This window comes from Arthrobacter sp. AFG7.2 (assembly GCF_002892835.1).
Classification (GTDB): domain Bacteria; phylum Actinomycetota; class Actinomycetes; order Actinomycetales; family Micrococcaceae; genus Arthrobacter.
Genome location: NZ_PJMB01000002.1, coordinates 117,923 through 143,839, shown reverse-complemented (window position 1 = coordinate 143,839; position 25,917 = coordinate 117,923). Strand labels below are relative to the sequence as shown.

Here is a 25,917-nt window from a genome sequence, read left to right as displayed (position 1 = left end):
GCTGCATTTGCTTTGGCCACGGCATGACCCCATCCTGGGATCTGTCTAACTGGCCGTAGATCCAGCGACTCTAACGCGCGGCCTCGTCGAGCAGCTGGCGGAACTGGGCTTCACTGTTCAGGGTGAGCTTCTTTCCGTCCAGAAAGAAGGTAGGTGTGCCGGTTACGCCTAGTGCTTTGCCGTCGGCAATGTCCTTTCGGATCCGTTCCTTTGTTTCCTCTGCTGCCACATCGGTGTCGTACTGGGTCATGTCGAGGCCAAGGTCCTCGGCGTAGGTCCGGAACAGTACGGCTTGGGATTCCTGCTTCTCGCCCCACTGCAGTTGGGTCTCGAAGAGCTTGGCGGCCATGTCCTCGTACCTGCCTTGCCTGGCCGCGGCTTCGACGGCCAGCGCGGCGGTGCCGGAGTTGGCGTGCCCTGGCAGCGGGAAGTAACGGTGCACGAAGGTGATCAGGTCCCCGTACTCCTGCTTCAGTTCCTGCACCAACGGTTCAGCGGCACGGCAGGATTCGCATTCGAAGTCGAGAAACTCGACCAGCTGGGCCTTCTCAACAGCAGGGTTCGTGACGCGGTGGCTGTCCTCGCGGATCAACTGCGCATCGGGGGCAGGTGGGGCTGCCGCCGGTGCGGGCTTGTTGGCTGTGACCACGGCGTACCAGATCACGCCGGTCGCGAGGAGGACGGCAAGGATGGTCCAGATGGCGGTCCGAACGTTCCGCGCGGTCGATACGGCGCTCACCGATCGGCCGGTTTCGTACCGAGGTTCAAAGTCACCGGCGCCTGTTCCGCATCGGCTTGGGACCCGGCACAGCATGCCCCTTCCTGCTCCTCAGAAGCGGGAGCTGTGGACGCTGCGGGCCTGCTTTTGCCACCTGCTGGTGCACAGCAGTCATCGTCTTCACCACCGTGACCCTCGCCGTGCGCGTCGGTGTGGGGAATTGAGCAGCAGGCTTCGCCGCGCCAGGCATTGATGCCTTCACGGACCGCGATGCCGGCAATAACCAGGGCGGCGCCGGCGTCAGCCCACCACCAGCCCAGGGTGCTGTTCAGGACCAGGCCAACGAGGAGGACCGCGGAAAGATAGGTGCACAGCAGGGTCTGCTTGGAATCGGCGACGGCCGTGCGGGAGCCGAGTTCCCGCCCTGCCCGGCGTTGTGCCCAAGACAACACGGGCATGATCGCCAGGCTCAATGCTGCGATCACGATGCCCGGGGTGGAATGTTGGGCTTCTTCCCCGCCGGTCAGGGACCGGACAGCATCCATGGCCACGAAGGCGGCGAGGGCGAAGAACGAGATGGCAATGATCCGCAGCGTCAGGTGCTCACGCCGTTCCGGGTCCTGGGAGGAGAACTGCCACGACAGCGCCAGTGCCGAGGTCACTTCGATGACCGAGTCCAGCCCGAAACCGATCAAAGCGGCAGAATCAGCGACGTTGCCGGCCCAGAGCGCCACGACGGCTTCAATGACGTTGTAGGTGATGGTCGCGGCTGCGAACAACCGGATGCGGCGGTTCAAGACAGCCCGCCGCTCGGAAGTGGGTGCCTGCAGCAGTGCGGTCATGCGAGGCACTCCCCATCCGCGGCGCAGCAGGCCGGATCGACCGCCAGGACCACGCCGAGCAGATCCTTGATTGCGTGGCCCAACCGGGCGTCCGCCAGCTCGTACCGGGTCCGCCGCCCGTCCGGGACAGCAACAACCAGGCCGCAGCCGCGCAGGCAGGTCAAGTGATTGGACATACTCTGCCGTGAAACCCCCAGCGAATCAGCCAGGTCAGAGGGATAGGACGGGGCCTCAGAGAGTGCCAGAAGGATCCGGGCCCGGGTCGGGTCTGAGACTGCATAGCCGAACCTGGCCAGCACGGGTGCCTGCGTGAGCGTTTCCATCTACTCAAAGTACAGCGCCCGATGTATTCAGGCAATTCTGTATTCGTCCTTCCTTTCGCCCCGCGGACACTCCTGCGCTTCCCTTGGAAGTAGTACTAGTCTTCGAACCCACGCCCCACCTGTTACGTTCAGACCAGACCTGTTGCGACGTTTGTGAGAAACAGTCGGCCCAATACTGGATGTGTTCTGCAGATGGGGCTGTCGCGGGCCGATCAACGCTCGTAGGGTGGGGCCATGGCTGACACATTCTCGTCCCTGATTGACGCATTCAAGAACGTCGGCGTCTCCCGCGCGTACGGTTCCCCGGTTCAGCTGGGAGGCGAAGAGGTCATTCCCGTCGCGTTGGTGACCTTCGGGTTTGGCGGCGGCGGGGAGGAAGGGCAGGACGGTGCCTCCGGCGGCGGGGAGGAAGGACAGGACGGTGCCTCCGGCGGCGGGGGAGGCGGTATGGTGCTGCCTCTGGGTGTCTACCGTAACGTCGGCGGACAGGTCACTTTCCGGCCCAACACCGTCATCGCCCTCATGTGCCTCGTTCCGGTTATCTCAGCAGTCGGGGGAGCCGTCAGAAAGGCCATCCGCGCTGCGAAGAAGTGACGGTGACAAGGTTGGCCGGGCGCTGGAAGCGGGTCCTGCCGTCGCACGTTGCGGGGCTAGGATGTCCGCATGGGTGACGTTGACGATTCCCTTGCCGCGCTGGCTGAGCCGGAACGCAGCTGCCTGCAGCGCGTCATCGCCGTGGCCCGGCGCATCGTCCCGGATGCCGAGGAAGGCCGAAGTTACGGGATGCCCGCCTTGAAGCTGGACGGTAAACCACTGATCGGAGTGGTGGCGGCAGCCAGGCACCTGTCCATCTTCCCGTTCTCGCCTGAGGTGGTGAACGCGGTCGCGCCCAGGCTGGAGGGCTTCTCACTGTCCAAAGGCACTGTTCGGTTCACGACCGGGCGCCCGGTGCCGGATGACGTGGTGGAGGAGATGGTCCGGCTGCGGCAGGCCGAGATCCGAAAGTGACGTCCCGGGGCGGGACGGTTCAAGGAGATGTGCAGGGAGGAAACCGTGAAAACCAATGAATTGCTGCTGGACGCCTTTGGCCGGATAAGGGAGACCGTGGAGGCCACTCTTAGCGGGATCGACGGCGGGACGTTGGACAGGCGGCCCGGCGGCAACGGCAACTCGATCGCCTGGCTGATCTGGCACCTGGCCCGGGTGGAGGATGCACAGCTTTCTGATGTTGCCGGCCGTGAACAGGTCTGGACCGCCCGGGACTTTGTTGGCCGGTTCGCGTTGCCGCTGTCGCGGGACGACACCGGCTACGGCCACTCAAGCAAACAGGTGGACGCCGTCCGGGCAGAGCCGGAACTGCTGCTGGAGTACTACGACGCCGTCCACCGGCAAACCCTGGAGTTCCTAAAGACTCTCGACGACGGAGACCTTGACCGCGTCGTCGACACCCGCTGGGACCCGCCGGTCACGCTCGGAGTGCGGCTGGTGAGCACCATTGCGGACAGTCTCCAGCATGTGGGGCAGGCCGCGTACGCCAAGGGCCTGAAGCCGCTGCAGGGGCAGTAAAAACTGCCTATTTCCGTGCGCGCGATTCGGTTCCATAATGGCCACGTAGGCTTCGGGGACCCTCGCGCCAATGACGGCTGGCGAGGCACGCAGAGTTCCAGGTGGCCGCCCCGGAAATGGCGCGAAGGGCGGTCCGGCGCTTCCTGGCCGCACGTCCGGGAACCGCAACCGGGGGAGAGCACCGCCACGAGGCGAACAATGCACAAGGGAAATCATTATGCTCAAGGATTCTGCGATCATAGCTGTCCTGCCGGCAAAGGACATTAACAGGGCGAGGGACTTCTACCGGGACAAACTGGGACTTGAGTCATCGGAGGCCATGGAGGAATACAGCCTGCTGTATCGCTGCGGCAACGGCACCAGCTTCCTCATTTACCAGACCGATAACGCGGGAAGTGCCCGGAATACCCAGATGGGCTGGGAATCGAACAACATCGAGCAGGACATGGAGGAGCTGCGGTCCCGCGGTGTCGTCTTTGAAGACTACGACCAGCCCGGGCTGAAGACAGAGAACGGCCTTGCAACAGACAGCTGGGGCAAGTCCGCCTGGTTCCTGGACAGCGAGGGGAACATCCTCAACCTGTCGCAGCGCACATAGGTGCGGCGCGCTGCAACAGCCGGTCAGTGAGAGGAGGAGTACGACGGCGGCGCGCACCGCCGTCGTACTCCTCCTTTTGGTGCGGCTTCTAATTCACAGTGTTACAAGAGGAATCAAGGCACGATCAAGGCAACATCAATGTTGCCTCAGCTTTCCCGCAGTTTCTGCTTTTCGAGTGCTGGCGGGAAATAGCCTCCTCACTCTAACGACTTATGGCTAAGCAAAGGCCCGGCGTACTGCTGGGCCTTTATTTATTGGGGGAAGTATTCGATGGCGAAAGATGGGACCCCGCCGGGCCCTGCCCAGCCGCCGCCCGGGCGGGCCGCAAGGCCCCGGCATAAGACGGCGGCCATCACCGTCGGTATCTCCCTGGCACTCTTCGTCGCCGGTGCTGCTTCACTGCCCGGGCTGCTTTCCGGTGGCGTGGAGGCGGTCGCCTCGTCACAGAGCACGGCGCCCGTCGCGCCCTCCCGCCTGAGCGCTGCGTCCACCGCCATGCCCGCGCCGTCGTCCGTCCCGACTGCCCAGGAGACCGCTGCGCCGCTCGATCCCGAGGCCACCGCGCTCCTGCCGCAGGGCGTCGCCCTGGAGGCCCCGAAGACGCAGCCTGCTTTCGGCACAACGGCGGCCGACCTGCTGGTCACCCTGCCTATCAAGGGCCGCGCGCCCAAAACCGGCTACGACCGTTCCCTCTTTGGGCAGGCGTGGGCGGACGTGGACCGGAACGGGTGCGACACCCGGAATGACATCCTTAAACGGGACCTGGCCGGCATCACGTTCACGAACAGTGTTCCCTGCAAGGTGCAGTCCGGAATGCTGGCAGACCCATACACCGGAACGTCCATCAGTTTCCTGCGGGGGAGCGGGACCAGCAGCAAGGTCCAGATTGACCACGTGGTTGCGCTCAGCGACGCCTGGCAGAAGGGCGCGCAGCAGCTGACCATGGAACAGCGCACAGCCTTCGCCAACGATCCGCTGAACCTCCAGGCGACGGACGGTCCTACCAACCAGAAAAAGCGCGACGGCGACGCCGCCACCTGGCTGCCGCCGAACAAAGGGTTTCGCTGCGAGTACGTTGCCCGGCAGATTTCGGTGAAGGCGACCTACAGTTTGTGGGTTACCCAGGCGGAGCACGACGCGATGTCGCGGATCCTGACTGGCTGCACCGGGCAGCCGGCGCCGACAGACCAGCAGGCAGTGGTGCCCTCGCCGGCTCCGGTACCTGTCCCGGCAGCGCCCGCTCCTGCGCCCGCTCCCGCTCCCGTGGTTCCAGCACCTGCTGCAGCCACCCCCGTTGCTCCGGTCCCGGCGGCGGCTGTCTACTTTCCCAACTGCGCCGCTGCCCGTGCCGCAGGTGCTGCACCGATCTTCGCCGGACAGGCCGGCTACCGTGCAGCCCTGGACCGCGATTCAGACGGTGTCGCCTGTGAGTAAGCGCCCAAAGTCTTGGGGCTTGCCGAGCCCCACCTGCATCACCATCACAACCATTTCCTAGGGGGAAAATTGAAAAAGACACTGTCCTTAGTTCTGCTGACCGGCCTGATGCTTACCGGATGCGGCGGCAAGCAGGCAGCCGTGCAGCCGGCAGAAAGTGCCACCGCAGTTGCTGTGGTTGAGGCAGCTCTCGCGGTTCCGGATGTAAACGGCCTGACCCTGGACAAGGCCACTGAGCAGCTGGAAGACCTGGGACTCAAAGTCGAAGCGGTGGATACCGCGGACGGCAAGTCGATCATGCTGAAGAAGAACTGGCAGGTGACCTCCCAGGATCCCGCCGGCGGTACAAGCGTGGCCAAGGGGTCCACGGTGAAACTCGGCGTCACGTCCCTCGAAAAGTTGGCGGCAGAAAAGGCTGCGGCAGAAAAAGCAGCTGCCGAGAAGGCCGCCGCCGAACTGGCTGCTGCTGAAAAGGCTGCCGCCGAAAAGGTTGCCGCCGAGCAGGCGGCAGCCGCGCAGGCCGCAGCAGACAAAGCGGCCGCCGATAAAGCGGCCGCCGATAAAGCGGCGGCCGATAAGGCTGCGGCAGACCAGGCCGCTGCGGCTCAAGCAGCGGCTGACCAGGCTGCACGGGATGCAGCGGCCCGCCAGGCAGCACCGGCTCCCGCCGCGCCAGCGCCGGCCGTGCCCGGACAGGCACCGGCCTACTACGCCAACTGCGCAGCTGCCAAGGCTGCTGGCGCCGCACCGCTGTACCGGGGACAGTCGGGGTACCGTTCAGGGATGGACGGCGACAACGACGGCGTGGCCTGCGAACGCTAACCGCCTGCGCTTAACCAACGATGCCGTGGATACCCTTTCGCAGGGTGTCCACGGCAGCATTGTTTGGTCTTAGCGTCCCGCGCTCAATGCAAGGCCATGCCACCCATCAAGCCGAGCTGTGCCAGGAACTCCACCTGGTCAAAGTACATGTGGTGCGAGGTGATCTCGCCGTCCTCCACCCGGGCCACATCACAGGTCCTGATGCGCACTTGCTGTCCTGTGGGCTGCAGGGTTTCGCCGGAGGGCATCACCAGCGGGCCGGTGTTCGTTCCGGCCACAGTCCCTTCGTCGATCGCCACGTCGCCGGCGTCGTACTTGTGCAGATGCTCGTACCGTACATCCGGCATGGCATCCCACAGCTCAAAGAAGTAGCCCGTGATGGCATCACGCCCGTGGAGTTCCCCCTGGTCCGGAGTGTGGACCACAGCATCGGTGGCGTAGCACCGCCCCAGCGTCTCTTTATCCTTTTCAGCCATGGCTGTGGTGAGCCGGTCCATGACGTCGCGTGCCTGTCCCATCTGAATCTCCTCAATGTCAGTACTCATCGGCCCCTCGTGGGCTGTCTGCGGAAGACCGCCCTTCAGAACGGCAGTGTCACCAGGACTCCCAGGCCGGTCACCAGGTTGCGGAACCCGGTGGGGATGGCCCACATCATCACGGCAGCGGGTGCCGCGAAGATCTGGGATACGGCGTTCATGAAGGAAGAGTACGACGGCGGTCCCCTGCTTCCCCATCCCCTGCAGCGGGGCTTCGGGGCACTGGCGAAATCCCCATTCCGGGGGATTGCCATACAGCTCCCCGGGCGGATACTGAAGCTATGTGGGAGGAGCGCGCCGAGCGTGCCAGGCGGGACATCGCCGCCCTCGCCGCCAGCGGAACAAGCCTCGCCGACCTGTACGCCTCGGCGCTCGCCGTGGTGCAGCGGACGGTGCCGTTCGAACAGGGCTGCTGGGCCGGCGTCGACCCCGACACCCTGGTGATGACATCCATCACCAACTGGAAGCCTTGGCCGGTGGGGGAGCGGGATTTCCAGGAGTACTCGGCCCGCTTTGCTGAGTCCGAATATACGGGCAACGAGCCAAACACCTTCACTCAGCTGCTGCGGCGTCCCCTTCCCGTCGCCAGAATGTCCGACGCGCCACACCGGGAAGTGGCCGGCAGCGTCCGGATCAACGAACTGCTGAAGCCCCAGGGCCTGGAACATGAGCTGAGAGCGGCCTTCCGGGTGGACGACGCCTGCTGGGGTGTCGGCAGTATCTTCCGTGATGCCGGCCGGGACTTCACTGACCGGGAAGTGGAATTCCTGGGCGCCGTGACAGCCACCCTGGCAGCGGCAACCAGGATCGCGGTCCGCGCGGCGCATCCGCAGGTGCCCGCCGCCGTCGGGCCCGTTATTGTCATCGCCGGCCGCGACGGCGGACTGCAAGCGGCAACTCCCGCCGCTGTTTCCTGGCTCGCGGAGGTGGAGGACGCCGAGCCGGGCCGTTTCAGCATGACGCTGTACTCTGTGGTTGCTCAGGCCCATGCGGCCGCGTCGGGTACAGCCCGGGCCAGGATGCGCGACGCCGGGAGCAACTGGGTGGTGCTGCAGGCCAGCCGCCTGATTACAGGTAATGATCCCGAACAGATGGTGGTCACCGTGGTGCCGGCCACCACCCATGACCTGGCCAGCCTGCTGCTCGCGGCCTACGGAGTGACTGCCCGCGAGCGGGAGATCTGCCTCGAGGTGATCGCAGGACATCCGACGGCGGAGATCGCCCACCACCTGTTCATCTCACCGCATACCGTGCACGACCACCTGAAGTCGCTGTACGGGAAGGTGGGTGTGGGCAGCCGCGGTGAGCTGGTGGCGAGACTGGTGGTGTGAGAAGCCGCCGCTAGCCGGTCCCGCCGGCTGTCGCCGGAAGGTGCCGGGCCGGATCGAATGAGTCGAAAGACGATGCGCCGATCAGGAAGATGCCGCGCTGGGGGATCCAGAAATCACCCAGCCGGGTCTGCACGCGCAGGGGCTTGAGGCTGCCGAGGTTTTTGCCGGCAAGGGCAGCCGAACTTTGGGCGACGAACCACATCCGCCGGGGCTTCGCCCTGAAGCCTTGCCCATTGGGGACGGTGCCTGTCAGCCCCAGCCGTCCAGCCCGCAGCACCGGCCCGGAGACTGCACCCATGGTCTTCAAAACTGTTTTGTTGTCCAGAACCGAACTGGGCAGTGCGGCCAGTGCCACGGCCATGGCGCGGGTGGTCAATGTCGAGGCCAGCCTGGCCTCCCATGTCAGGTCAACGTCCCCGCCAATCCGCACGGCGAACGTGGAGTCCCCCGTCCAGGTAACCGTGATCGCGCATTGCACCGTCGATTTCAGGTGTGCGCTGAAGTAGCGGGCGCAGGAGACAGCGGGCGGAGCATCGGCGTAAATGGTCCAAGAGCCGGTCGGCCGGCGCAGCCAGACCGAGGTGTATCCGGGCCCAACACTGGTGACAGGGAAGCGCCGCATCGCCAGGACATGGCCGGAATTGAAGGGCAGGCCCATCACGCCATACCCGGAAAAGCGTTCGTCATGGCCCGGGCGCAGGGCTGCTTGGTGTTCAGCGTCGAGTACCTGCGCGCGGATGCTCTTCATGGTTGCCTCCACTGTCAGCGGTGGCGTCAGTCTACGCCCCCGGCGGCGGCCCTGTTCCACCCTTCCTACCCGGTGCAGGCGCTTGTATGCTGTGGATCGGAGAGCCGGGAAGTCTGGTCGGCACGCAGGCAGCGCCTGCGGAAATACGCGGCACCGCCACGGGCGTTCGCGTGACCGACCTGAGGAGCGAACGGCTCATGAGTACAGCAGCACAACCTGTCATTGAAGCCCAGGGTCTGGTCAAGGACTTCGGCAGGACGCGCGCACTTGACGGGCTCAACCTGAGTGTGGCGCCAGGCGAGGTGCACGGCTTCCTGGGGCCCAACGGTGCCGGCAAATCCACCACCCTGAGAATCCTCCTGGGCCTGATCCGTCCCACCGCCGGCACAGCCGCGGTCTTCGGGCTCGATCCATGGGCTGACCCGGTGGCGGTGCACCGGGACATCGCCTACGTCCCTGGCGACGTGAGCCTCTGGCCGAACCTTTCCGGCGGCGAAGCTATTGATCTGCTTACCGGCCTCCGCGGGGGCGCCAATGACACGCTGCGCAACCACCTCATTGAGGAGTTCGAGTTCGACCCGCGGAAGAAGGCCCGGGCCTACTCAAAAGGCAACCGGCAGAAAGTCGCCCTGATAGCGGCGTTCGCCCGTCCCGCCCGCCTCTACCTGCTGGACGAGCCGAGCGCCGGACTTGACCCCGTGATGGACGCCGTCTTCCGACGCCAGATCGAGCGTGTCTGCCGGGACGGAGCCACTGTCCTGCTCTCCAGCCACATTCTCAGCGAAGTGGAACAGCTGTGCGACCGGGTGACCATCATCCGCTCCGGAACGGCAGTGGAGACGGGCACTTTGGGCGAACTCCGGCACCTGCAGCGCACGCATTTCCGCGTGACCGGCCTGGCTAATCCGGAACGCCTGGCCGCACTGCCCGGGACCCACGGCGTCAGCGTGGGCGGCAGCGCCGTGGAGTTCGACGCCGACCCCGGGGATCTCGGCGCCGTCCTGGCCGGGATCGCCGAGCCGGGGGTCAGCAGCCTGTCTGTTGCCCCGCCGTCGTTGGAATCGCTGTTCCTGCGCCACTACAGCGACGGCAACAGCAGGAAGAACAGCGCCAACAACCACAACGAGAACGCCGACGCGTCAGCCACAGACCGCAAGGGCGACCGTACCGGCAGCGGGGCATTGTGATGTCCGGGGTGGTGCGGCTGTTCCTGTTCCAGGCCCGGCGGGACAGGGTGGCACTGCCCGTATGGATCCTGGGCATTACTTCGCTGAGTTTTGCCACGTCCGCCGCGGTTGCCACCCAGTTCGGGGACGAGGCAGCCCAGGCCGGGATCCTCACGCTGGCAGCGTCAAACCCGGCATTCCTGTTCCTCCGCGGCCTTCCGGACGGGACCGGAACCGGCCCGGTGGTGTTCTTCCAGGGGTTTGCGTTCACGGCGGTCCTGGCCGGCCTGATGAGCACGTTCCTGGTGGTGCGGCATACCCGCACGGATGAAGAGCTCGGACGCGCCGAACTCCTGGGCGCGGCTCCGCTGCGGCGCGAAGCGCCCCTTACCGCGACCCTTCTGCTGGGCGCCGCAGCAAACCTGCTCCTGGCCGTCTTTGTTGCCGCCGCCTTCGCTGCGGCCGGACTGCCGGCTACCGGATCGGCGGTGGCCGGAGCCGCCGTTGGGAGCGTGGGCATCTTCTTCGTGGCCCTTGCCGCGGTGGCCGCCCAGATCCTGCCCTCAGGACGGAGCGCGGACGGTGCCGCCGCGGGACTGGTGGGCGCGGCCTATCTGGTGCGGGGCATCGGCGATACGCTGGGTACTCCCGCGGCGGACCTGCTGCACGTCACCAGTGCCTGGCCGTCGCTCCTGTCACCCATCGGCTGGGGCCAGCGAAGCAGGCCGTTCATTAGTCCGGATCCGTCCGCGCTGCTGGTGCCGCTCGCTGCCGCGGCGTTCCTTGCCATGGCGGCGGTGATGATCCGACGACGGCGCGACGTGGGTGCCAGCCTCTTGCCCCAGCGTGCCGGCAAAGAGCGTGCCGGAGTGGGCGGGACCTCCCTGCTGGGCCTGGCGTGGCGGTTGCAGCGCGCCACCCTGGCCGGGTGGTGCGTTGGCGCGGCCGCGTTGGGAGCTGTGGCAGGAGCACTTGGCCCGGCGGTGACGGAGACCGTCTCCGGCGTGGAGGCTTTGAGGGATCTGATTGCCCGGTTGGTGCCCGGCGGGCAGGCAGGGCTCATCGACGTGTTTGTTACTGCCCTGCTCGGCATGGCAGGGGTGTTTGCGGCGGCAGCGGGAATCCAGGCGGTGCTGCGGATGCGTGCGGAGGAAGCGGAGGGCAGGGCAGAACTGTTGCTCTCCGTACCGGCAGCCCGGGGCCGGTGGCTTGGCTCCAACCTGGTCATCGCTGCCCTCTCCGCCGCCGTAGTCTCCGCGACGGCGGGAGCCACTGCCGCCGTCGGCCTTGCCGTCTCCGGGACCTCCGCCACTCCTGTCTGGTCCCTGGTGCCGGCAGCGCTGGCGCACGTTCCAGCCGCTTTGGTGTTCCTGGCCGCAGCCGCCTGTGCTTTCGCTGCGGCCCCCCGGCTCAGCATTGTGCTGGCATGGGGAGCGCTTGCACTGGGTATTTTCCTGGGCGAGTTTGGTGAGCTGTTGGGCCTGCCGGCCTGGCTGCAGGACGCCAGTCCCTTCCGGCACTCGTCCGCCATGCCGGTAGAACCGTTCAACCAGTCAGGGGCGGTGGGCCTGGTGATCATTGCGGCCGCTGGAAGCGTGCTGGCCGCCTACGCCCTTCGCCGCCGCGACCTGGCAGCCTGATGACCGGAGGGGCCCCATGAAAAGGGAGTGCCGCGTCAGGAGCCTTCAGCATCGGGGGTCACCCGGATCCTTGAAATGCGCAGCCGGTCCATCGCCGTCACCGTCAGTACGTGGCCGGCAACTTCCACTTGGTCGCCCACCTTGGGGAGCCGGCCCAGCCGGTCGATGACGTACCCGGCCACTGTCTCGTAGTGGCCCTCCGGCAGGTCGATGCCGGACGCTGCTTTGAACTCCTGAAGAATAAGGGCGCCGTCAACGTCCACCGTTCCACCGGTTTTGGTGATGCGGTCCTCGGGGTCGGTGCCGGTGTCGTATTCGTCGTAGATCTCGCCCACCAGCTCCTCCACCAGGTCCTCCAGGGTGACGATGCCGTCCGTGCCGCCGTACTCGTCCACCACCAGGGCGATGTGCTGGCCCAGCCGGCGCATCCGGGACAGCGAGGGAAGCACTTTGTTGGTGCCCGGCAGCGGGAGGATCTCCCGCACGATGCCCCGCACGGGACCGTCGTCGTACTCCCCGTCCCGGGGCATCAGGTCACGGATATGGACGAAGCCCAGGACGTCGTCGGGCGTTTTGTCCATGACCGGATAGCGCGAAAAGGGGCCGTTCCGCACCATGCTGCGTGCCTCGGCGATGCTGAGGCTGCCGTTGATGAAGGTGACGTCGGTGCGGGGGCGCATCACCTCCTGCAGCGAGCGGTTCCCGGCCCCGAACACGTCGGACAGGATGCTGCGGCTGTGTTCTTCCAGCATGTCGCTCTCGGCCACCATGTCCCACAGTTCCTCGGAGGTGATGCCTTCCTGCTTGGCGTTGGGGTCGCCGCCGAAGAGCCGCACCACGGCGTCCGTGGAGACGGACAGCAGCCAGACGGCGGGACGCATGATGTCGGAGAGGACGCCCAAGGGTGGAGCCAGGACCCTGGTGAAGCCGACGGCGCTTTGCATGGCCAGGCGTTTGGGCACCAGTTCGCCGAGCACCAGGGAGAGGTAGGCCACCAGCAGCGTCATGCCGATGAAGGCCACGGGTTCGGCAGTGGAGCCGAAGCCGATGCCTTCGAGCAGGGGTTCGACGTCCGGCGCGATGGTGGACGCACCATACGCGGCGGAGAAGAAACCGGACAGGGTGACGCCGATCTGGACCGTGGAGAGGAAGCGGTTGGGGTTGCCGGCAAGGGCAGCGATCCGGGCGCCGCGCTTTCCGGACTTCTCCAGCCGGCGCACCTGGCTCTCGCGGAGGGACACCAGCGCCATTTCCGTGCCGGCAAACACCCCGCCCAGCAGCACAAAAAAGAGGACCAACAGGAAATTGAGCAGGGTGTTGCCGTCCATGATCAGACACTACCGAATGATGGCGTGCAGGTTACGCCGGGGGCCTTACGGGCGTAGGGTCTGAGGGACCATGACTGAACAGCAACCCTTCGAGCTCGTCAGGCGCTACCCGCACTTCGAGCTGCGCCGCTATCCCGCCCACGTTGTGGCGGAAGTCCAGGTCAACACGACCTTCGACCGTGCCGGAAACGCCGCCTTCCGCCGCCTGTTCAACTACATCAGCGGCAACAACACCGCGCAGCAGAAGGTGGCCATGACGGCCCCGGTCATCCAGGAGCCCGGGCCTTCCCAGAAGCTGGCAATGACCGCCCCGGTGCTGCAAAGCGGTCCGCTGCCCGGGCGGGGGACACCCTCTGAATTCGTTGTGGCCTTTGTGCTTCCCGCGGGCATGACGGCCGACGCGGCGCCTGTTCCGTCGGACCCCGGGGTCAGGATCCGCACCGTACCCGGCTCCCTGGCCGCGGCCGTCCGGTTTTCCGGCAGCGGGTCCGAGGCAGCCTTCGCCCGGCATAACGAGGGGCTGCGGGCTGCGCTCAAACTTGTGGACCTTACGCCCGTGGGACCGCCCCGGTTTGCCCGCTTCGATCCGCCGTTCAAGCCGTGGTTCCTGCGCCACAATGAGGTGGTCCAGGACGTCACCGAGCCGTAACGGAAGGACGACGGCGGCCGTTGCGTGCCGCCGTCGAACAGGCCTCCGCCAGGGTTGCCTTTGCAGGACCCCCGCGGTCAGGCCGCCGGTTCCTTGGCCAGGACCCGGCGCAGCGCGGTTGCCGCCAGCCAGGTGACCAGGCTGCAGGCCCCGGCTCCCCACAGGATGTCCGTCACGGCCACCAGCAGGGTGAAGTCCTGAAGCACGGCGAACGCGGTCAGCGCCCAGGTGGAATACGTGAAGAAGCCGAACAGCGCCGCACCCGTGATCCGCTGCCGGAGGGTTGCGTCCGCGTCGTTGGGCCGGACCCCGTAGTGCACCATCCCGGCCACGAAGATGAGATAGAAGGCAGCGGCACCGGCAGCGTTGGGCCGGGCGGCAATCAGGTGGCCGATCTGGCTCTGGTACAGGTTACTCGCCACGAAGCTTATCCACACGAGATCCAGCACGGCGAAGATCACGGCGGTGACCGCGTAGGACAGCAGCCATCTCTTGGTCCGGGTGTTCATGCTTGGCTCCTTGGCTCGGTGTAGAGGGTGTCAACAAAATGGCGGGCGCGTTCGGTGAAGGCACCCCGTTTGAGCTTCAGGGTTGGGGTGACCATGCCGTTGGCCTCACTGAGGTCGGCGAGGAGCAGCACGAACTTCCGCACCTGCTCGGAGCGCGCGAGCTTTGCGTTGGCGGAACTGACCGCCTTGCCGATGGCGCCGAGGAGGCGCGCGTCGTCGATCCGGACGGCGCCGCCGTCGTGCGGGATCCGCAGCCCCGCGAGATCGGCGATGCCCTCGCGCTCTGCCCAGGCCGTGACGGACTCCGGGTCGAGCAGCACCAGCCCGCCCAGGTACGGTTTGCCTTCTCCCACCATCACAGCGTGGGCTACAAGGGGATCGCCCTCCACATAGCCCTCCCAGATGGCCGGCGTGACGGTCTTGCCGCCCGCGGTGACAATGACGTCCTTGATCCGGCCCTTGAGCGTAAGGCGTCCCTGCTCATCGAGCCCGCCAAGGTCGCCGGTGCGGAAGTAGCCGTCAGCGAAGGCGGCGGCGTCATCAGCCTGATTGCGGTAGCCGGAGAAGACCCCCACACCCCGGGCCAGGACTTCGCCCTGGTCCGAGATGCGCACGGTGGTTCCGGGCATTGGGACGCCGACGGTGCCGGCGGTGATGGCACCCGGCAGGTTCCCGGTCAGCGGCGCCGTGGTCTCGGTCAGGCCGTAGCCTTCGACGACGGGCAGGCCCAGGCCGCGGAAGAAGAGGGACAGTTCCGCGTCGAGCGCGGCGGCACCGGACAGCAGGTAGCCGAGCCGTCCACCCACCAGCGTCCGCAGGCGGGCGTAGAAAAGCCGGTCGAACAGCGCGTGCCTGGCACGCAGGCTAAGCGGGGCGCGGACGGAAGGGTCGGCGTCGTGCGCTTCCGCAAACCGGCCCCACGCCACGGCCGTCTGCTGCGCCAAAGCCCACACCCTGCCAAGGCGTTTCCGGGCCGCGGCGGCGGCGGCGGAGGCCTGGATCTTCTGCAGCACGCGGGGGACCACCACCAGGAAGGTGGGTTTCAGGACGCCCAGGGCGGGCACCACATCCCGGGGGTCGGAGAGGTGCGCGATGCGCATGCCGTTGGCCAGGCAGATCAGCTGCAGGCCGCGGGCCAGCACATGCGCCATGGGCAGGAAGATGACGGTGTTGCCGCCCTCGCGGACCACGCCGGTGTAGGCGGCGGCGACGTTGAGGACCTGGCCCACAAAGTTGCCGTGCGTGATGAGCGCACCCTTCGGAGCGGCGGTGGTGCCGGAGGTATACACGATGGTGGCCACCGAGGTGAGGTTCGCCAGCAGCCGCCGCTCCTCAACCTCGCTGTCCGTCACTGATACCCCGCCGGCTATGAGCGCGGTGAGATCCGCCCCGGGCCGGGCATCCATGGTCCAGACACCCAGGCCGGGATGTCCCGTCTCTTCGAATCCCTTGTCCAGGAGCAGGGCATGCTCTGCTGTACCGGCGATCGCGAGGCGCACGCCCGCGTCGTCCAGGACTGCGGCCACCTGGGGGGCGGCAGACGTTTCGTAAATGGGGACCACGATGGCGGCGGCGAACCACGCTGCCATGTCCGCCACCGCCCACTCGTACCGCGTGGGGGACATGATGGCGAGGGACTCTCCGGGCTGGAGCCCGGCGGCGATGAACCCTTTCGCCAGGGCACGCACGTCCTCAACGAACTGCCGCGTTGTCACCTGGCGCCAGGGATCAGTGATGGTGCCTCCTGGTGCCCGCACTTCGAAGGCAACATGGTCCGGGGACGTGCGGAACCGCTGCATCAGCAGGTCGGTGGCATTCCGGTGGCTGGACGGGTCGACCAGCAGCGGGGTGGAAAACTCTTTCAAGCGTTGTCCTTCGTCGACAGGGTGTGCAGGTGCTCCTGCATGAGGCGCTGGGCGGTGTGGAGGAACTCGGCCACTGCGCCCTGGTGGGCGGCAGGCAGCGACTCGATGTGCTGGTTGGTGGCATCCATGAGGGGCCGCATCAGGTGCAGGATGTCCCGGGAGGCGGCCGCGGTGGCGCTGATGTGGACGTGACGCCGGTCTTCGCCGCCACGGAGGCGCTCCACGTAACCGTGATTTTCCAGCCGGTTGATGATGGCGGTTGTTGTGGCCGCTGTGGCACCCAGTTTGGCCGCGAGGTTTCCCACCGTCGTCGGTTCGGATTGTTCCAGCGCGGAGAGGGCGCGGTAATCGGTGAGGTTCAGCCCGAGTTGGCGGGCAACCTCGCGTTCAGTTTCGTTGGCAAGCGTCAGGACGCCCTGCAGCGCGACGGCTGCCGGATGGTACGGGGGTTGGCTCATCGTTCCTCCTTTCTTTAGCTAGTCTATATAGTAATTAGATAGGCTTGTAATCAAATAAGTTTGAATAGCCGGTTCGCTCGGTCATCCGATCGCACCCAGGCAGGCGTGGGAAAGGAATGTCCTGATGAAGGAAGCAGACCGTAAGGCGCTCATCATCTTTGTGATAGCGGTAGTCGTTGGAGCGCTCGTCGCTGTCGCCGGCAGCCAGGGCGGTGCCACCGTGGGCGGCCTTCCCTTGTTTGCGTTGGGGGTGGCGGCGGCTTTCCTTATCCAGTGGCTGGCATTTGTCCCTGCCTTCAGGGCGCAGACCGAAAAGTACTACGACCTCACCGGCGCCCTGACCTATATCTCCATCACGGTGCTCCTGGTCCTGCTGACCCCTGGTGTGGATGCCCGGGGCCTGCTGCTCGCTGCCCTCGTGGTTGTGTGGGCCGGGCGGCTGGGAAGTTTCCTCTTCCGGCGGGTGAGTAAGCACGGGAAGGACGACCGCTTCGATGAGATCAAGCCCTCCTTCTTCCGGTTCCTGAACACCTGGACGGTGCAGGGCCTTTGGGTGGTGCTCACCGCAGCTGCCGCCTGGATCGCCATCACGTCCGCCACGCGCGTGGCGCTGGACTGGTGGGCGCTCGCGGGCTTCGTGGTGTGGGCTGCGGGCTTCGGCATCGAGGCGGTCGCAGACCACCAGAAGGGCCGGTTCAAGGCGGACTCCGCCAACCAGGGCAAGTTCATTTCCACCGGCCTGTGGTCCAAGTCCCGCCACCCCAACTACTTCGGCGAGATTGTCCTGTGGGTGGGCGTGCTCCTGATCGCCGTGCCGGTGCTGGAAGGCTGGCAGTGGGTGGCCCTGCTGTCCCCGGTCTTCGTGGCGTTGCTGCTGATCAAGGGCAGCGGTGTGCCGCTGCTGGAGGCTAAGGCTGACAAGAAGTGGGGCGGACAGCCGGACTATGAGGCCTACAAGAAGGACACGCCTGTCCTGATTCCCAAGCTTTAGCGGGGCAGGGAGAACGCACGACGGCGGTGCCCGGCCTGGGTGCCGCCGTCCGTTTGCGCCCGGCTTGGGGAGCCTTGGCGGGAACCGCCTGCTGGCAGGGACGCAGGGCCCTGGCCCTGGCGGCCCGCTGTGGGTACGGTGTCCGAATGCAGAAGATATCGATTGATGCCCTGGCCCGCCAGCAGCTGGAGGCGGCCGTCGCCGCGTCCAGCGGCCGGGCTGCCGATACCGCGTTCGGCGGCCATGAGAAGAAGCTGCGCCAGACGGTAATGGCCTTCCGCGCCGGCACCCGGCTCAGCGAACACCAGAATCCCGGCGAGGCCACAGTGTTCGTGATCAAGGGGTCGGTCTGGCTTAAGTCCGGCGGGGAGGCGTGGCAGGGCAAGGCCGGGGACCTCCTGATTGTCCCGGACGGCCTGCACAGCCTGGAGGCGGACGAGGACTCCGCGGTGCTGTTCACGGTGGTCAAGACAGACCGGTAGGCGCCGGAGTCCCGCAGGCTATCGAACCTCGGGCCGGTGCGGGATGGATGAGGCGAGGCCAAGGACAAGCATGAAGGACGTGGCCAGCACCGCTACCCACGCGCCGCGGGGCTCCGACAGGGCAAGCCCGGGCCCGGCGATACCCGAACCGGAAAGGGCCATCGCGGCCACGAGCGCACCGCTGACCAGGCCGCAGGCCAGCCTGCCCCACAGCGGCCCGCGGCGGGAGAAGGAGTAGCCTGCGCCCATGGCTGTCAGGGCGACCGCAATCGCCCCTCCGCCCAGTCCTTCCGTAAGAAGGGCAGTAATTGCGCCGGGCAGGAACATGGGGGCGATGGCAAACGCCAGTGGCGCAAGAGCCAGCCAGCGCCATCCCCTCCGGCCGCCGGCCCGCCGCAGTGCTTCCGCCCAGCCCAGGAGTCCGCCCACCACCGCTCCCGGAAGAAGGAGTGCGCCGAACGTCCCCCACCAGCCGACAGTGGAGGCGGGCCCGGCCAGCTCAACCATGTAGGCGCGGAATCCGGCCGCCCAGGCAATGCCGCAGACGGCGCCGATGGCAATCAGCGGTCCGCTGTTGAAGCGGCCGGGGGACTTCATGGCGGATCCTTGGGTGGATATTTACTGGAGCAACGCCCTAGTGGGATACGCCAAATATGGTCCCGGGCACCGCACCCGTCAATAGCGTCCGCAGGGGAAAAGCGCGCGCCTTGGGGGAGCGGCGCCCTTAGCCGGGGAGCAGGGAGGTGGTCATGAACTGCGTGACGTACCGGGCGAACCGTGGCAGCGGCCACCCCCGCCTCAGGACGAGCAGTTCGTAGAGTTCGGCGGAGCTGCAGACCCACAGGATGTCGGCCGCCTCGCCCTCGGAGACGTCTCCGCGGAGATAGCCACGGTCCTTCAGATACCGGGCATGGTGCTGCATCCGCTGGAGCCGTTCGTTCTCGATGTCCTCCAGCAGCCTGGCCATCTCCTGGTCGGTCACGGCCGCCGACCGCATCAGCAACCGGAGGGGCGTGACGAGTGATGCCACCTCGGCGGTGAGCAGGCCCCACTCGCGCATCACCGACGCCGGCTCGGTCTCGCGTTCGCGCATTGCGTCGGAGCGCTCGTACGCGGGGACAGTCCCTGCGCCGGCCAGGCCCCGCTCGTACAGGGCCCGGACCAGCCCTGCCTTTCCACCGAATGCCTTATATACGGTCTCAACCGAAACTCCGGCCTCGGCGGCGATAGCGGCGAGGGTTGCGCCGGCGTATCCACGTTCAGTGAGCTGCCGCTCGGCGGCTTGGAGGACGGCATCCCGGTTTCGCCGGGCCTGCTCCAGCCGGCTGCTTGAGTCATAGCGCCGCTTGTCCTTGACGTTTCCCACTCTTCGTTCCATGCTTGAGTATCAGATACAGGCGACTGTATCAAAATTGGTCGGGGAGTTGGAATGGCCGGCACAGATCCCGCGGTTGAGGTGCTGCAGCGGCTCGTCAGCGCGGTGAACGGCCACCGGCTGGACGATCTCGTGGCCTGCTTCGCCGCTGACTATCGCAATGAGACGCCTGTCCACCCCCGGCGCAGCTTCCAGGGGCGGGGCCAGGTCCAGGGGAACTGGTCAGAGATCTTTTCCCGGGTTCCGGACATCCAGGCCCGGGTGGACAGCACCGCCGGCCGCGGCGGCTCCCTGTGGACAGAGTGGGAGCTGGCCGGGACGCGAACCGATGGAGCTGCTTTCCTGATGCGCGGCGTGGTCATCTTCCGCATCGCCGACGGGGAAATTTCTTCGGCCCGCTTTTACCTCGAGCCGGTGGAGGCTGCCGGCGGCGACGTCAACGCAGCCGTCAGGCGGGTCCTGGGGCGGCCGCTGGAGGACGGGAATCCGAAAGCCGGCACTCCGGCATCCCGTCTGTAAGAACCCGATGCTGCCGAATCAAAGGAACGGGAAACATCATGATCCTCGTCGTCGGAGCAACTGGCCAGTTGGGCGGGCTTATCGCCCGGTCGCTGATGGACGGCGGGTTCCAGGTGCGCATCCTGGTCCGCGCCGGTCCCGCGCATGAGGCCTTGGAAGCGGCCGGCGCCCATCCGGTCATCGGTGACCTCAAAGATCCCGCCTCGCTCGTAGCGGCCTGTGCCGGCGTGGACACCGTCGTGACCACCGCCAACTCCTCCGCCCGCGGCGGCGAAGACACGGTTGAATCGGTGGACCGCCTCGGAAACCGGAACCTCATCGAAGCTGCCGCACGGGCCGGCGTCGGACGCTTCATCTTTGTCTCCAACCTCGGCGCCAGCCCGGACAGCCCCAACCCCTTCATGGCCGCCAAGGGCGAAAGCGAGCAGCTGCTGCGGAGCAGCGGAATGTCCTGGACAATCCTCCAGCCCAACCTTTTCATGGACAAGCTGCCGGTGCTGGTGGTCGGGCTCCCGGCCCTCACCGGACGTCCGGTCACCCTCGTGGGGGAGGGCCGGCGGGTGCACTCGCTTGTGGCCATGATCGATGTGGCACAGTACGTGCGCGCTGCCGTTGAGCACCCGGAGCGGGACGGCCAGGTGCTGGTCATCGGCGGCCCGGAGCCCGTGTCCTGGCGTGACGTGGTGGCGGCGTTCGAGCAGGAACTGCGGCACCCCATTCCCGTCCACACCATTCCTCCGGGGCAGCCCGTTGACGGTATGCCGGACCTGCTCACCGGCTTCCTCGCACTGCTGGAAACCTACGATTCCAGGCTGGACATGGACGGGATGCCCGCACGCTACGGGGTGGTGCCCACCACGCTCCAAACCTGGGTGCGCAACTTCGTTCAGGAGTCGCAAGGCCGCTAAGGTCATGCCATGACCAATGACGCTCTCCGGCCTGTCTATTTCCTTTCGGACAGCACCGGCATCACGGCGGAAACGCTCGGCAACACGCTGCTGACGCAGTTCCCCGGCAACAATTTCGACCGCATCACCATCCCGTTCATCACCACAGTCCACCAGGCCCGGTCCGTGGTCGGCATCATCGACGATGTGGCCGCCGCCGGCCCTGTCCCCATTGTTTTTTCGACGGCGGTCAGCAGCGATATCCGCAGCATCCTCTCCGAGTGCCAGGGCATCATGGTGGACCTCATCGGCACCCATGTTGGCCAGCTGGAGCAGGCCCTCGGCAGCCCCGCCAGCTGGGAACCAGGCAGGGCGCACGGCCTGGGCAACGCCGTCCGGTACCAGTCCCGGATGGCCGCCGTCGAATATGCCATGGAGCACGACGACGGCCAAAGCCTGCGGGCGCTGGAGAAGGCCCAGGTGATCCTGGTGGCCCCGTCCCGCTGCGGCAAGACGCCCACCACCATGTACCTGGCACTGCAGCACGGGATCTTCGCGGCCAACTTCCCGCTGGTGGACGAGGACTTCGAACGGGAAGGGCTGCCGCGGTCCCTGAAGCCCTTCGTGTCGAAATGTTTCGGCCTGACCACCAACCCGCTGCGCCTCAGCCAGGTCCGCACCGAACGCCGCCGAGGCTCGCCCTACGCCTCGCTGCGCCAGTGCGGCTTCGAGCTGCGGAGCGCCGAGCGTTTGTACGAATCGCACGGGATTCCGTACCTCAACTCGGCCAGTGTCTCCGTGGAGGAGATGGCGGCCACCATACTGCAAAGAATGAACCTCAAACACTAGGGAAAATTTTCACAAATCAAGTGTGGCGGAGATCATATGGCAAGCCTTTCCCGGGCCTGCCAATGTGGAGGGGTTGTGCCCCCGCCGGTTACCGCCACGGGCACAACCGTGCACGCCACCCTCTGCAAAGGAGCAGTAAACAATGACAACGGACATCCTGTGGTTCTCTGAACTCGGACTCAAGGACCTGGACCGGGTGGGCGGCAAAAACGCCTCCCTGGGCGAGATGGTGCAGAACCTGACCTCTGCAGGCGTCCAGGTGCCGGACGGCTTCGCCACCACCGCCGATGCCTACCGCCGTTTCCTGGCGGACTCCGGCCTGGACCAGCAGATCGCCGACCGGCTGGTGGGCCTGGACACCGATGACGTGACCGCCCTGGCCGCCGCAGGGCAGGAGATCCGCACCCTGGTGCGCCAGACGCCCTTCCTGCCGGACTTCGAAGAGCAGCTGCGCAACGCCTACCGGGAACTCGTGGAAAAGCACGGCGGCTCCGATGACCTCTCCTGGGCCGTGCGGTCCAGCGCGACGGCGGAAGACCTCCCCGACGCGTCCTTCGCCGGACAGCAGGAAACCTTCCTGAATGTCCGCGGTATTGAAAACATCCTGACCGCCATCAAGGACGTGTTCGCGTCGCTCTACAACGACCGCGCCATCGCCTACCGGGTGCACCACAAGTTCGAACACGCGGACGTGGCACTCTCGGCGGGAATCCAGCGGATGGTGCGCTCCGACGTCGGGGCCTCCGGCGTCATGTTCACCATGGACACGGAATCGGGCTTCCAGGACGCCGTGTTCGTCACCTCCTCCTACGGCCTGGGCGAGGCCGTGGTCCAGGGCGCCGTGAACCCGGATGAGTTCTACGTCTACAAGCCGGCCCTGGAGGCCGGCCGGCCCGCTATCCTCAAGCGGGGCCTGGGCGAGAAGGCCCTGCAGATGACCTACACGGCCAGCCGGGAGATCGGCCGGACCATCGACTTCGTCCCGGTGGAGGCATCGCTGCGGAACCGCTTCAGCCTCAGCGACGAGGACGTGGAGCAGCTCGCCCGGCACGCTGTAGCCATCGAGAAGCACTACGGCCGCCCGATGGACATCGAATGGGGCAAGGACGGGATCGACGGCGGCCTGTACATCCTGCAGGCCCGTCCGGAAACAGTGCAGTCCCGCCGCGCCGCCGGCAGCCAGAGCCGTTTCCGCCTCAACGAAACCGGTCCCGTGCTGGCGGAGGGCCGGGCGATCGGCCAGCGGATCGGCGCCGGCAGTGTCCGCATCCTCACCGCCATCGACCAGATGGCCGCGTTCCAGACCGGCGACGTCCTGGTGGCGGACATGACCGACCCGGACTGGGAACCGATCATGAAGCGCGCCTCCGCGATCGTCACCAACCGCGGCGGACGGACCTGCCACGCGGCCATCATTGCCCGCGAACTGGGGATCCCCGCCGTCGTTGGAACCGGCCACGCCACCGACTCCCTGTCCGACGGGCTGGAGGTCACCGTCTCCTGCGCGGACGGCGAAACCGGCACCATCTACGAAGGCCTGCTGGACTTCACGGTGGAGGAAACCGGGATCACCAAGATGCCCGACGCCCCGGTGAAGGTCATGATGAACGTGGGCACCCCGGAACAGGCGTTCACCTTCGCCCAGCTGCCCAACCACGGTGTGGGCCTGGCCCGGCTCGAGTTCATCATCAACCGCCAGATCGGCATCCACCCCAAGGCGCTGCTGAACCTGGACAGCCAGCCGGAGGACGTGGCCGCGGAGATCCGGGAGCGGATCGCGGCGTACAGCAGCCCGCGCGAGTACTACATCAAGCGCCTGGCCGAGGGCGTGTCCACCATCGCGGCGGCGTTCGCGCCGGAGCCGGTGATTGTGCGCATGTCCGACTTCAAGTCCAACGAGTATGCCAACCTCCTGGGCGGACCGGCGTACGAGCCGCACGAGGAAAACCCGATGCTCGGCTTCCGCGGCGCATCGCGCTACCTGGAGCCGTCCTTCCGCGACTGCTTCGACCTGGAGTGCGAGGCCCTGTCCTTCGTCCGGAATGAGATGGGCCTGACCAACGTCAAGCTGATGATCCCGTTCGTGCGGACCCTGGATGAGGCGCGTGGCGTGATTGAGCTGCTCGCCGAGAACGGCCTCCGCCGCGGCGAGAACGGCCTGGAAGTCATCATGATGTGCGAGCTGCCCTCCAACGCGCTGCTCGCCGACGAATTCCTGGACTACTTTGACGGCTTCTCCATCGGCTCCAACGACATGACCCAGCTGGCCCTCGGCCTGGACCGGGACTCAGCGATCGTGTCCGCCGGCTTCGACGAACGCGATCCTGCCGTCAAGAAGCTCCTCAGCATGGCCATCAAGGCGTGCCGGGAACGCGGCAAGTACGTCGGCATCTGCGGACAGGGCCCCAGCGACCACCCGGACCTCGCCGAGTGGCTGGTGCAGGAAGGCATCGAGTCCGTCTCGCTGAACCCGGACACCGTTGTGGACACCTGGCTCCGGCTCGCGGACGTGGCGGCGGGTGCCTCACCGGACGCTTCCCGCGCTTCGGACCTTTCGGCCGGGGCGGAAACTGAAGCAGTGGCAGGCGCCGGGGTCCGCTAAAGACTGATTCAACCACCTGGGTGCGTGCCGCCGTCGGACTTTACGACGGCGGCACGACGCTTTGTGGACCCTGGCAAGGGCAGCGCGTCCCGCTGGTTAGGCTGAAGCCATGGATTTCCAGCTTCGCCAGGCCACGCCCCAGGATGCGGAGGCGGTGGTGCACATGCAGACCCTCGCGCACGAGGAGTGCTACCCGCACCTGCTCTCCGCCGGGTTCTTCCGCGGCCGCAGGGCCAGCATTCCGGAACGGGTGGAACGGCGCCGGCCGCACCTCGCTGTCGATGATCCGCGGATCATCGCGGTGGATGCCAACAATGAACTGGTGGGCTTCGCGGACGCGGGGCCGGGCCGTGATGACGACGGGCCCGAAGAACTGGAGCTGTACTCGATCTACACGCTCCGCCGGACGTACGGAACGGGGCTCGGGGCGGCACTGATGCGCGCCGCCATCGGCGATGGGCCTGCCTATCTCTGGGTGGTGGAGGACAACCCGCGGGCGCTGGCGTTCTACCTGAAACAGGGTTTCCGCCCGGACGGCAAGCGCAGTGTGCTGCCGCCCGAGTGGGAGGAGCTGCCGGAATTCCGGCTGGTCCGGCGCGCCGGGCATGCGGGTCCGCCGTCGGAACAGTAAAGGAAGTCCGACGGCGGTCCGCGGGCCCCGCTTACTCCGTGACCGCCGTCGCAACCGGCTCGCGGCCGGGCGCAGCAGGAGCGCTGCGGCGGCGCCAGTAGGCCGCCAGGACAGCACCGGAAACGTTGTGCCAGACGGAGAAGATGGCGCCGGGCAGTGCCGCTTCGGGGGTCAGGTACTGCCGCGCTAGTCCTGCTGCCAGGCCTGAGTTCTGCATACCCACCTCGATGGCAGTGGTGCGCCTGGAGGGAATCGGCAGTTTGAACAAACGGGCCGCACCATAGCCCAGCGCGTAGCCCAGGCCGTTGTGCAGGATGACGGCGGCAAGCACCAGGAGCCCGGCTGCAAAGATGGCCTTCGCGCTTCCTGCAACCACCGCGATCACCACGGCGGTGATGGCGAGGACCGAAATCCAGGGCAGGGCGGGCAGCGCCTTGTCGACAAGGCGGGGGAGGAAGAACCGGACCACAAGCCCCAGCAGCACGGGGAACAGGACGATCTGGACGATGGACCACGCCATGGAACCGGCGTCCACGGGCATGTACTGGCCGGCCAGCCACAGTGCCAGCACGGGGGTCAGCAGCGGCGCGATCAGCGTTGACACAGTGGTCATGGCCACGGACAGGGCAACGTCGCCCTTCGCCAGGTAGGAGACCACGTTGGAGGCAGTTCCGCCGGGGCAGCAGCCCACCAGGATGACGCCCGCAGCCAGCGCAGGCGGCAGCCCCAGCGCCGCCGCCACCAGCCAGCCGAGGAACGGCATGATGGCGTATTGCGCCACGACGCCGATCACCACCGGGACCGGGCGCTTGGCAATGACGGCGAAGTCAGGCGGCGTGAGCGTCAGGCCCATGCCGAACATGATGACTCCCAGAAGGGGGTTGATCCAGGGTGCCAGCCCGGTGAAGGCCGACGGCGCGGCAAGCGCTACGGCTCCGCCGGCCAGGATCAGCAGGGGAAAGAGGGTGACGGCGATGCGGGCGCTGCGTTCTTCGGCAGCGGATGCCGTCGTTGACGGTTGGGGTAAAGAAGACATACCTATCGGATT

The 25,917-nt window shown here is 66.6% G+C and carries 29 protein-coding genes; 17 read left to right on the top strand and 12 right to left on the bottom strand.

Features of this window, described 5'->3' with window-relative positions; genetic code table 11:
• Positions 1-70 precede the first annotated feature (70 nt).
• Genes CXX84_RS04360 through CXX84_RS04350 form a run of 3 tightly spaced genes read right to left on the bottom strand, consistent with a single transcriptional unit; the run spans position 71 to position 1,883 of the window.
• The gene (locus tag CXX84_RS04360) at positions 71-739 is read right to left on the bottom strand and encodes a DsbA family protein (protein ID WP_102975495.1); all 669 of its coding nucleotides are present in this window, start codon (positions 737-739) and stop codon (positions 71-73) included.
• A complete protein-coding gene (locus CXX84_RS04355; protein WP_102975494.1) occupies positions 736-1,560 on the bottom strand; it encodes a cation diffusion facilitator family transporter in 825 nt (274 codons plus the stop codon). Before CXX84_RS04355 ends, CXX84_RS04360 begins: the two co-directional genes overlap by 4 nt.
• A complete protein-coding gene (locus CXX84_RS04350) occupies positions 1,557-1,883 on the bottom strand; it encodes an ArsR/SmtB family transcription factor (RefSeq protein WP_102975493.1) in 327 nt (108 codons plus the stop codon). Before CXX84_RS04350 ends, CXX84_RS04355 begins: the two co-directional genes overlap by 4 nt.
• A 234-nt stretch (positions 1,884-2,117) precedes the next feature.
• Here CXX84_RS04350 and CXX84_RS04345 point away from each other — a divergent pair, with 234 nt between their 5' ends.
• The 6 genes from CXX84_RS04345 to CXX84_RS04320 all read left to right on the top strand — a co-directional run bounded on the left by CXX84_RS04345 (position 2,118) and on the right by CXX84_RS04320 (position 6,303).
• Complete coding sequence (locus tag CXX84_RS04345; RefSeq protein WP_102975492.1) at positions 2,118-2,477, top strand: hypothetical protein; 360 nt, start codon at positions 2,118-2,120, stop codon at positions 2,475-2,477.
• Between the two features lie 69 nt (positions 2,478-2,546).
• Entirely contained in the window at positions 2,547-2,891 is a 345-nt protein-coding gene (locus CXX84_RS04340) for an iron chaperone (protein WP_102975491.1), read from the top strand.
• Between the two features lie 45 nt (positions 2,892-2,936).
• On the top strand, positions 2,937-3,449 hold the full coding sequence (locus CXX84_RS04335) for a mycothiol transferase (RefSeq protein ID WP_102975860.1): 513 nt from the start codon (positions 2,937-2,939) through the stop codon (positions 3,447-3,449).
• 217 nt (positions 3,450-3,666) lie between these two features.
• The gene (locus CXX84_RS04330) at positions 3,667-4,047 is read left to right on the top strand and encodes a VOC family protein (protein WP_102975490.1); all 381 of its coding nucleotides are present in this window, start codon (positions 3,667-3,669) and stop codon (positions 4,045-4,047) included.
• Between the two features lie 270 nt (positions 4,048-4,317).
• On the top strand, positions 4,318-5,481 hold the full coding sequence (locus CXX84_RS04325) for a DUF1524 domain-containing protein (protein ID WP_223252964.1): 1,164 nt from the start codon (positions 4,318-4,320) through the stop codon (positions 5,479-5,481).
• Positions 5,482-5,550: 69 nt separating this feature from the next.
• Entirely contained in the window at positions 5,551-6,303 is a 753-nt protein-coding gene (locus CXX84_RS04320; RefSeq protein ID WP_223252963.1) for an excalibur calcium-binding domain-containing protein, read from the top strand.
• 83 nt (positions 6,304-6,386) lie between these two features.
• Here the strand turns inward: CXX84_RS04320 and CXX84_RS04315 are convergent, their stop codons facing one another.
• A complete protein-coding gene (locus CXX84_RS04315) occupies positions 6,387-6,821 on the bottom strand; it encodes a nuclear transport factor 2 family protein (protein ID WP_102975488.1) in 435 nt (144 codons plus the stop codon).
• A gap of 299 nt (positions 6,822-7,120) precedes the next feature.
• Between CXX84_RS04315 and CXX84_RS04305 the strand changes: the two genes are divergently transcribed.
• Positions 7,121-8,170 (top strand): helix-turn-helix transcriptional regulator, encoded by a 1,050-nt coding sequence (locus CXX84_RS04305; RefSeq protein ID WP_102975487.1) that lies wholly within the window; start codon positions 7,121-7,123, stop codon positions 8,168-8,170.
• A 10-nt stretch (positions 8,171-8,180) separates the two neighbouring features.
• Here the strand turns inward: CXX84_RS04305 and CXX84_RS04300 are convergent, their stop codons facing one another.
• Positions 8,181-8,918, bottom strand: a complete 738-nt coding sequence (locus CXX84_RS04300) for a hypothetical protein (RefSeq protein WP_102975486.1) — start codon at positions 8,916-8,918, stop codon at positions 8,181-8,183.
• 197 nt (positions 8,919-9,115) lie between these two features.
• On the opposite strand from CXX84_RS04300, the gene CXX84_RS04295 reads away from it, so the two are divergent.
• Complete coding sequence (locus CXX84_RS04295; RefSeq protein ID WP_102975858.1) at positions 9,116-10,105, top strand: ATP-binding cassette domain-containing protein; 990 nt, start codon at positions 9,116-9,118, stop codon at positions 10,103-10,105.
• Positions 10,105-11,724, top strand: a complete 1,620-nt coding sequence (locus CXX84_RS04290; RefSeq protein WP_102975485.1) for an ABC transporter permease — start codon at positions 10,105-10,107, stop codon at positions 11,722-11,724. Before CXX84_RS04295 ends, CXX84_RS04290 begins: the two co-directional genes overlap by 1 nt.
• A gap of 35 nt (positions 11,725-11,759) precedes the next feature.
• On the opposite strand, the gene CXX84_RS04285 is transcribed toward CXX84_RS04290, so the two are convergent.
• Positions 11,760-13,052, bottom strand: a complete 1,293-nt coding sequence (locus CXX84_RS04285) for a hemolysin family protein (RefSeq protein ID WP_102975484.1) — start codon at positions 13,050-13,052, stop codon at positions 11,760-11,762.
• Positions 13,053-13,122: 70 nt separating this feature from the next.
• Between CXX84_RS04285 and CXX84_RS04280 the strand changes: the two genes are divergently transcribed.
• Positions 13,123-13,701 carry an SOUL family heme-binding protein gene (locus tag CXX84_RS04280; protein WP_102975483.1) on the top strand — a complete coding sequence of 193 codons (579 nt, stop codon included), beginning with the start codon at positions 13,123-13,125 and terminating at the stop codon, positions 13,699-13,701.
• 77 nt (positions 13,702-13,778) lie between these two features.
• Here the strand turns inward: CXX84_RS04280 and CXX84_RS04275 are convergent, their stop codons facing one another.
• From CXX84_RS04275 to CXX84_RS04265, 3 genes are read right to left on the bottom strand one after another with little or no spacing between them, the layout of a single operon-like run.
• Entirely contained in the window at positions 13,779-14,210 is a 432-nt protein-coding gene (locus CXX84_RS04275; protein ID WP_102975482.1) for a DUF2177 family protein, read from the bottom strand.
• Positions 14,207-16,075: an AMP-dependent synthetase/ligase gene (locus CXX84_RS04270; RefSeq protein WP_411266188.1), complete on the bottom strand. Its 1,869-nt coding sequence runs from the start codon at positions 16,073-16,075 to the stop codon at positions 14,207-14,209. The genes CXX84_RS04275 and CXX84_RS04270 overlap by 4 nt, the downstream gene beginning before the upstream one ends.
• A complete protein-coding gene (locus tag CXX84_RS04265; RefSeq protein WP_102975481.1) occupies positions 16,072-16,533 on the bottom strand; it encodes a MarR family winged helix-turn-helix transcriptional regulator in 462 nt (153 codons plus the stop codon). The genes CXX84_RS04270 and CXX84_RS04265 overlap by 4 nt, the downstream gene beginning before the upstream one ends.
• Positions 16,534-16,657: 124 nt before the next feature.
• On the opposite strand from CXX84_RS04265, the gene CXX84_RS04260 reads away from it, so the two are divergent.
• Both CXX84_RS04260 and CXX84_RS04255 read left to right on the top strand, forming a co-directional pair.
• Positions 16,658-17,524, top strand: coding sequence for a DUF1295 domain-containing protein (locus tag CXX84_RS04260; protein WP_102975480.1), 867 nt, complete (start codon positions 16,658-16,660; stop codon positions 17,522-17,524).
• A gap of 146 nt (positions 17,525-17,670) precedes the next feature.
• Positions 17,671-18,006 carry a cupin domain-containing protein gene (locus CXX84_RS04255; protein WP_102975479.1) on the top strand — a complete coding sequence of 112 codons (336 nt, stop codon included), beginning with the start codon at positions 17,671-17,673 and terminating at the stop codon, positions 18,004-18,006.
• An 18-nt stretch (positions 18,007-18,024) separates the two neighbouring features.
• Here CXX84_RS04255 and CXX84_RS04250 read toward each other — a convergent pair whose 3' ends face one another.
• Both CXX84_RS04250 and CXX84_RS04245 read right to left on the bottom strand, forming a co-directional pair.
• Positions 18,025-18,603, bottom strand: a complete 579-nt coding sequence (locus CXX84_RS04250) for a hypothetical protein (RefSeq protein ID WP_102975478.1) — start codon at positions 18,601-18,603, stop codon at positions 18,025-18,027.
• Between the two features lie 127 nt (positions 18,604-18,730).
• On the bottom strand, positions 18,731-19,384 hold the full coding sequence (locus CXX84_RS04245) for a TetR/AcrR family transcriptional regulator (RefSeq protein WP_102975477.1): 654 nt from the start codon (positions 19,382-19,384) through the stop codon (positions 18,731-18,733).
• Positions 19,385-19,435: 51 nt separating this feature from the next.
• Here CXX84_RS04245 and CXX84_RS04240 point away from each other — a divergent pair, with 51 nt between their 5' ends.
• From CXX84_RS04240 to CXX84_RS04220, 5 genes are all read left to right on the top strand, one after another.
• On the top strand, positions 19,436-19,900 hold the full coding sequence (locus tag CXX84_RS04240) for a nuclear transport factor 2 family protein (protein ID WP_102975476.1): 465 nt from the start codon (positions 19,436-19,438) through the stop codon (positions 19,898-19,900).
• A gap of 38 nt (positions 19,901-19,938) precedes the next feature.
• On the top strand, positions 19,939-20,808 hold the full coding sequence (locus CXX84_RS04235; RefSeq protein WP_102975475.1) for an SDR family oxidoreductase: 870 nt from the start codon (positions 19,939-19,941) through the stop codon (positions 20,806-20,808).
• Between the two features lie 9 nt (positions 20,809-20,817).
• A complete protein-coding gene (locus CXX84_RS04230; RefSeq protein WP_102975474.1) occupies positions 20,818-21,636 on the top strand; it encodes a pyruvate, water dikinase regulatory protein in 819 nt (272 codons plus the stop codon).
• Positions 21,637-21,778: 142 nt separating this feature from the next.
• Positions 21,779-24,238: a phosphoenolpyruvate synthase gene (gene ppsA / locus CXX84_RS04225; protein WP_102975473.1), complete on the top strand. Its 2,460-nt coding sequence runs from the start codon at positions 21,779-21,781 to the stop codon at positions 24,236-24,238.
• Between the two features lie 109 nt (positions 24,239-24,347).
• Positions 24,348-24,869, top strand: a complete 522-nt coding sequence (locus tag CXX84_RS04220; RefSeq protein ID WP_102975472.1) for a GNAT family N-acetyltransferase — start codon at positions 24,348-24,350, stop codon at positions 24,867-24,869.
• Between the two features lie 31 nt (positions 24,870-24,900).
• On the opposite strand, the gene CXX84_RS04215 is transcribed toward CXX84_RS04220, so the two are convergent.
• The gene (locus CXX84_RS04215; protein WP_102975471.1) at positions 24,901-25,905 is read right to left on the bottom strand and encodes a bile acid:sodium symporter family protein; all 1,005 of its coding nucleotides are present in this window, start codon (positions 25,903-25,905) and stop codon (positions 24,901-24,903) included.
• Positions 25,906-25,917: the final 12 nt, after the last annotated feature.